This is a genomic window from Alphaproteobacteria bacterium (assembly GCA_035625915.1).
Lineage (GTDB): Bacteria > Pseudomonadota > Alphaproteobacteria > JACZXZ01 > JACZXZ01 > DATDHA01.
Genome location: DASPOR010000233.1, coordinates 40132 through 46412, shown reverse-complemented (window position 1 = coordinate 46412; position 6281 = coordinate 40132). Strand labels below are relative to the sequence as shown.

The window sequence follows — 6281 nt, the reverse complement described above, 5'->3', positions numbered from 1 at the left end:
CCCGGCACGAGCAGCGCGAGGCTTCTCGGCCTGCCACCCGAACGGCTCACAAGGCAATCTCCTGCTATCAACGGAACGCCAACGCGCCTATGTTACGCCCTGATGATGCGCTCGACTACCGCCTCCAAAAAAATTGCGGCGTGCGAGAATGCGGCCGCATTCTCATCCGGTGAAATCGTTAGGCTCCGTCGCGCGTTGCTCACCTGGTACGACCGCCATCGCCGCACGTTGCCCTGGCGCGTTGCAGCGGGCGAGCGCCCCGATCCTTATCGAGTCTGGCTCAGCGAGATCATGCTGCAGCAGACAACGGTGAAAACCGTCGCGCCCTACTTCGTAGATTTTCTCGCGCGCTGGCCCACGGTCGAGGCGTTGGCCGCAGCAAGTCTCGACGATGTCCTCCACGCATGGCAAGGACTCGGCTACTACGCCCGGGCGCGCAATCTCCATCGCTGCGCCCAAGCCGTGAGTCATGACCGCGGCGGCAAGTTTCCCGAAAGCGAGGAAGCTTTGCGCGCTTTGCCGGGCGTGGGGTCCTATACCGCGGCTGCCATCGCTGCGATCGCCTTCGATCGCAAGGCGACGGTTGTCGACGGCAACGTCGAACGTGTCGTGGCGCGCCTCTTTGCCAATGAGAAGCCGCTTCCGGACTCGAAGGCGAGCCTCAGAGCGCTTGCCGAAACGCTCACGCCCGATGCGCGGCCGGGCGATCATGCGCAGGCGATGATGGATCTGGGGGCGGTAATTTGTACACCGCGTCGGCCGCGATGCTCGCTTTGCCCGTGGTTCAGCCAATGCGCTGCGCACAAGCGGGGCCTTGAGAAGGTGCTGCCGCGCCGGCAGGCCAAGCCCGCGCGGCCCTTGCGCGCCGGCTATGTGTTTTGGTTGATCCGCGACGGCACCGAGGTGTTGCTTCGGCGCCGGCCGGAAAACGGCCTCCTTGGCGGCTTGATGGAGCTGCCTTCGACCGATTGGTGCGTGGGTGGATTGCCGCTTGCCGATGCAGGCCATGCCGCGCCGGCCGAGGCATCGTGGCGCACACTCCCCGGCGTAGTACGCCACGGCTTTACGCATTTCGAGCTTGAGCTCACGGTCCTGGCGGGAAAATTCGAAGAGACGGTCGGGCGCACCATCGGGGCTAACGAGGGGCAAATGCCCTGCTGGTGTCGCCTCGACCGTCTCTCCGACCACGCGTTGCCCACCGTCATGAAGAAGGTCGTCGAGCACGCTCTGGCAAACGGAGGGTAGGCAGAGCGGCCAAGGTCGCCTCGCGGCGTCCAGACCCGGCAATCCTTGCGCTCAGGGGTTGCGCAAGGACGCCTTCAATGTCGATGGTCAGCGCATGTATGCCTGTTTGCCTCGTTCAAGCCGATTTATGCATCCGCGAGCCACACCGCACCGCTCAGCGGATCGATGTTGACGATACTCCGCACACCCGCCGTGTCGCGAGCGAGCGCTTGAAAGTGATCGTCGCGGTAAGTCGGCTCGGTCAGGCAGTCGTAGCCGAGCGATGCAAGATGGGGTGCTACATCTTCAAGACAAAGGTGCGCCAAGCCAAAACCGGGACGCGGAATCACTTGAGCGCTGCAGCCGTCGACATAGAGCTTGACGTGACGCCCCCAGCAGTCGTGCGCGTGCACCGCAAAACCGTCGCCCTCGACATTGACCCGATAGATGTCCTGATAGCCGCGCTGACGAAGTTTATAGCGCACCAGCCAAATTGGCAGCGTCTCTCCGGCGATCCGTTCGCTTTCGTAACTTTGCGGCGGGGTCGCAAGGCCGGCGGCGGCGCCGGACCCGAGGCCGAGAAAGGAGGCGAAAGCCGCCGCGAAGGCCGTGGTATAAAGACGTGTGTCGCGCATGCGTGAATGTCCCCGTCTCCAGCCCTCGCATTTCAAGTCCAGCGTTAGCGGGCAAGTCCGACCTTGCGCGGTGCGAACGCCGTCGGCTGTTGTCTGGTCCATTTGTTTCGGCTCTGAATTTCGACTATTCTCCCTGAACCTATGCTGAGAGAAGCGTTCATCTCGCGTTCAGCTGGTGCGGCCTATTTAGGCACCATGCGAGATCCAATACGTGCGTTGGTCGCGGCCCTGGCGCTAGTGCCGGGAACGCCAGGGTTGGCTGTGGCCAGCGACGACCACGAACTCGCACGCGAAGCGCTCACCTCCGGTCAAATCCGGCCTTTGGGCGAGATCGTGAATTCGGTCCAGAGTCGCTGCCGCGGCAAAGTGATCGAGGTCGAACTTGAACGCACCTCCCGCGAGGGCGGCGACCTCTGGCTTTACCAACTGCGCATGATGATGCCCAAAGGGGATATCCTTCGCCTCGACGTCGATGCGGCGACGACCCAAATCCTCAAAGTGAAGGGACAGGGCGCCTTGGACGCCTGCCACGCGGGCTCGTGAGCCATGCGTATCCTCGCCGTCGAGGACGACCCTGAACTCGCACGCCAGATCGCGGAGGCGTTAAAAGGGGCGGGATACGCGGTCGACCTCGCCCACGATGGCGAGCAAGCTCATTACCTCGGCGAGGCCGAGGCCTATGATGCGGTGGTGCTCGATCTCGGACTGCCGGTGGTCGACGGCATTACCGTGCTCGAGCGGTGGCGTCGTGCCGGCCGCAACATGCCCGTCCTCATCCTGACCGCACGCGATCGCTGGAGCGAGAAGGTGGCGGGCTTCGATGCCGGTGCGGACGACTACGTCACGAAGCCGTTCCAAATGGAAGAGGTGCTCGCACGGCTAAGGGCGCTTATCCGGCGGGCCGCCGGCCATGCAAGTGCAGAGCTCGAATGCGGTCCACTCCGCCTCGATACGCGCAGCTCTCGCGTCACTCGCGACGGCGTGCCAGTCAAGCTCACTGCGCAGGAATATCGACTGCTCGCATACCTCCTCCACCATCGCGGCCGGGTCGTGTCGCGCACAGAACTGACGGAGCATCTCTACGACCAGGATTTTGATCGGGACTCGAACACGATCGAGGTCTTCATCGGACGATTGAGGAAGAAGATTGGCGCCGAGCTGATTCAAACCGTTCGGGGGCTCGGCTATCAGCTCACCCCGCCCGATTCACGGGCCAAGGGTCCCGAGGCTTCGCCGTGAAATTCAATTCGCTCGCCTTTCGCCTTGTGGCAGGGGCGGGCTTATGGATCGCCGCCGCGCTGGTCGCAGGCGGCTTTGCACTATCCGGCATCTTCGAGGACTCGGTCGAGCGCAGCTTCGACGCACGCCTTGAAGTCTATCTCGACGGGCTTATCGCGGTAAGCCGGGCGGGTGCTGCGGGCCGGCTCGAGCTTGCGCGTGGGCTCGGCGAACCGCGCTTCACGCAACCCTATTCCGGCTGGTACTGGGAGATTGCGGGGCCGCATGGCCCAATCCTGCGTTCGCGGTCTCTTTGGGACATGGTGCTCGACGCGCGGCCGGACGAGGGCGGTACACTCCTCATCTATGAAATCGACGGCCCCGACGAGAATCGTCTACGGGTCGTCGAGCGGGACGTTTCATTGCCAAATATGCCCGATCGGCTCCATTACATTGTCGCTGCGGAGCAAAGTGAAATCGGCAGCGAGGTGGCTCGGTTCGACAAAGCGCTTGCATGGGCGCTTGCACTCCTCGGCGGTGGATTGATTGCGGCGGTATTCATCCAAGTGCGCTTCGGCCTCATTCCGCTGAGACGCATGGAGGCCGCACTGGCGGCAATTCGCGCCGGGCGAGCGGAGCGGCTCGAGGGCAGCTTTCCAAAGGAAGTGCAGCCGCTTGCGGACGAGCTCAACGCACTGCTCGAGCACAACGCCGACGTGGTCGAACGCGCACGCACCCATGTCGGCAACCTCGCACATGCACTGAAGACACCGCTTGCAGTTCTCTCGAACGAGTCGGGCGACTCCACGGGCCCGCTCGCCGACTCCGTGGCGCGACAAACCGGCGTCATGCGACGCCAGGTCGACCACTACCTCGCGCGTGCGCGGACGGCGGCGCGCGCCCGCGTGCTCGGCGCGCGAACGTACATCCTGCCGGTTGTCGAGGATCTTCAGCGCACGCTCGAGCGCATCCACATCGATCGGGGAATCACTATCGCCGTCGAAGGCGATCCCGGGATCGCCTTTCGTGGCGAGCGGCAGGACCTCGAGGAGATACTCGGCAACGTCATGGACAATGGCTGCAAATGGGCACGAAAACGCGTCGTGGTGAAGCTCGCGCGCGCGGACCAGCGCGCGGTCGTCGACGTCGAGGACGATGGACCCGGGCTTTCCCCGGAGGAGCGTGCGCAAGTGTTCGAGCGCGGTAAGCGCCTCGACGAGGCCGTCCCCGGCACAGGGCTCGGGCTTGCGATCGTGCGCGATATCGCGGAGCTCTACGGCGGCAGCGTTTCGCTCGGGAGTGCAAGTCTCGGCGGGCTTCGTGTTACGCTCGTTCTGCCGAGTGTCGATGCGGCCGCGGCGGCGAGTTGAGCACATGAGAGGAGGAGTTTGCGAGAGCGTTTAGCTCACTCGCTCCATCTCCGCGCGAAATTGCTGACGCAGAAGGTCGATTGGAACAAGACGACCCTTTCGGACCACCATCCAGAACGTCCAGCCGTTGCAGGCGGGAGCACCTTGCACGGCGGCCCCCACCTGGTGAATTGAACCCCTATGCTCCGCTGAGATGACGGTACCGTCCGCCCGCACCTTGGCGCTAAATCGGCGCGCGGGATCGACCAGGATTTCGCCCGGTCGCACGAGGCCTTGCTCGATGAGCGTGCCAAAAGGAATACGTGGCTCCTCGCGCTTGGCCTTGAGTGCGATCACAGCGGGATCGTCGCTCGGCACGACGGCTGCGATGCGATCCTGCGCGATCCGCGCATATTCGGCATTCTTCTCGATGCCGATAAACCTGCGTCCGAGCCGATGGGCGACCACGCCGGTGGTTCCGGTGCCGAAAAATGGATCGAGCACGAGGTCCCCGGGCTTGGTCGCGGCCATGATGCAGCGGTGAAGGAGTGCTTCGGGTTTTTGCGTGGGGTGCGCTTTTTTTCCGCTGCCGTTCTTGACACGCTCGGCGCCGGTACAAAGGGGGATCAGCCAGTCGCTCCGCATCTGGAGCTCCTCATTCAGGGCTTTCATTGCTTCGTAATTGAAGGTGTACCTCGCGCTCTGGTCCTTGGCGCACCAGATGAGCGTCTCGTGCGCGTTGGTAAAGCGACGGCCGCGGAAATTCGGCATCGGATTCGTCTTGCGCCAGATCACGTCGTTCAGGATCCAAAAGCCAAGTTCCTGAAGGATGGCGCCGACGCGAAAGATATTGTGGTAGCTGCCGATCACCCAGAGAGTGCCATTGTCGCTGAGTGCGCGACGGGCGGCGGCGAGCCAGGCGCGGGTGAACGAGTCGTAGGCGGCAAAATCGTCGAACTTGTCCCACAGGGCGTCAACGCCGTCGACGCGGCTATTGTTCGGCCGGTGAAGCTCGCCAGCGAGCTGAAGATTGTAGGGCGGGTCGGCGAACACCATGTTGACCGAGCCCGATGGCAGCCAGCCGATTTGCTCGATGCAATCGCCGATCAGGATCTGGTTTAGTTTCATTCGGCTCCCCTGGAGGGAGCACACTTTGAGTCAAGCGACTCGGCGGGTCAAGAATTTTTATATTGGGAGTCAAATACTTAACGAACCCTGCCGCGATCGCACCGGGTCGAAGCTCAGGCGATGATGAGGGGTGGGACCATGGCGATACAAGGCCTCGCGGTGAAATTGCGTGCCATACCCCATATTTTGTTCCCAACGGAAGTCGGGGTAGCGCGCACCAAGTCGCGACATGAGGCGGTCGCGGGTGACCTTGGCAAGCACCGAAGCGGCCGCAATCGACAGGCTCAGCCCGTCGCCGCGAACGATCGTTTTGACTGCACAAGGAAGCGGCGGCGCGCGATTGCCGTCGATCAGCGCGAGGTCGGGACGCACGCGAAGTGCGACAACGGCCCTTGCCATGGCAAGGTGTGTAGCGCCTAGGATATTGAGTCGATCGATCTCCGCAACGCTCGCCGCCGCGATGCCGAAAACGACTGATCCGTCCCGCGCGGCTTCGCGGAGGGCATGGCAAAGCCGTTCACGGCGCTCTGGCGCGAGGCGCTTCGAATCGTCGAGATCTTTGAGGAAAACTGCGGGCAGCGCGCAGAGTGCAGCACGGCTGCGCCCGAGAATGACGGCGGCGGCCACAACCGGCCCCGCCCAGGGTCCGCGTCCGGCCTCGTCCACGCCGCAGACGACGCCCGTCGCTTCAAGCTCGTGGAAGAGATTCGGCACGGCGACAGTGCAT

Annotated in this window: 7 protein-coding genes; 4 read left to right on the top strand and 3 right to left on the bottom strand. The window is 63.4% G+C overall.

Annotation, left to right across the window (positions count from 1 at the left end; translation table 11 throughout):
- Positions 1 to 105 precede the first annotated feature (105 nt).
- Complete coding sequence (gene mutY, locus VEJ16_19005; protein HYB11753.1) at positions 106 to 1245, top strand: A/G-specific adenine glycosylase; 1140 nt, start codon at positions 106 to 108, stop codon at positions 1243 to 1245.
- A 125-nt stretch (positions 1246 to 1370) separates the two neighbouring features.
- Here mutY and VEJ16_19000 read toward each other — a convergent pair whose 3' ends face one another.
- Positions 1371 to 1859 (bottom strand): hypothetical protein, encoded by a 489-nt coding sequence (locus VEJ16_19000; protein ID HYB11752.1) that lies wholly within the window; start codon positions 1857 to 1859, stop codon positions 1371 to 1373.
- A 255-nt stretch (positions 1860 to 2114) separates the two neighbouring features.
- Here VEJ16_19000 and VEJ16_18995 point away from each other — a divergent pair, with 255 nt between their 5' ends.
- The 3 genes from VEJ16_18995 to VEJ16_18985 are packed head-to-tail and all read left to right on the top strand — an operon-like array spanning position 2115 to position 4447.
- Positions 2115 to 2402 (top strand): peptidase, encoded by a 288-nt coding sequence (locus VEJ16_18995; GenBank protein ID HYB11751.1) that lies wholly within the window; start codon positions 2115 to 2117, stop codon positions 2400 to 2402.
- A gap of 3 nt (positions 2403 to 2405) precedes the next feature.
- Positions 2406 to 3098 (top strand): response regulator transcription factor, encoded by a 693-nt coding sequence (locus VEJ16_18990; protein ID HYB11750.1) that lies wholly within the window; start codon positions 2406 to 2408, stop codon positions 3096 to 3098.
- On the top strand, positions 3095 to 4447 hold the full coding sequence (locus VEJ16_18985) for an ATP-binding protein (protein HYB11749.1): 1353 nt from the start codon (positions 3095 to 3097) through the stop codon (positions 4445 to 4447). The genes VEJ16_18990 and VEJ16_18985 overlap by 4 nt, the downstream gene beginning before the upstream one ends.
- Before the next feature lie 30 nt (positions 4448 to 4477).
- Here VEJ16_18985 and VEJ16_18980 read toward each other — a convergent pair whose 3' ends face one another.
- Both VEJ16_18980 and VEJ16_18975 read right to left on the bottom strand, forming a co-directional pair.
- Positions 4478 to 5554, bottom strand: a complete 1077-nt coding sequence (locus VEJ16_18980) for a site-specific DNA-methyltransferase (protein ID HYB11748.1) — start codon at positions 5552 to 5554, stop codon at positions 4478 to 4480.
- A 69-nt stretch (positions 5555 to 5623) separates the two neighbouring features.
- A complete protein-coding gene (locus VEJ16_18975; protein ID HYB11747.1) occupies positions 5624 to 6268 on the bottom strand; it encodes a ribonuclease HII in 645 nt (214 codons plus the stop codon).
- Positions 6269 to 6281 lie beyond the last annotated feature (13 nt).

Bases quoted from the DNA above. Each gene is read 5' to 3' on its own strand.
- VEJ16_18980 (HYB11748.1), bottom strand. From the start codon at position 5,554: ATGAAACTAAACCAGATCCTGATCGGCGATTGCATCGAGCAAATCGGC.
- VEJ16_19000 (HYB11752.1), bottom strand. From the start codon at position 1,859: ATGCGCGACACACGTCTTTATACCACGGCCTTCGCGGCGGCTTTCGCC.
- mutY (HYB11753.1), top strand. From the start codon at position 106: ATGCGCTCGACTACCGCCTCCAAAAAAATTGCGGCGTGCGAGAATGCG.
- VEJ16_18990 (HYB11750.1), top strand. From the start codon at position 2,406: ATGCGTATCCTCGCCGTCGAGGACGACCCTGAACTCGCACGCCAGATC.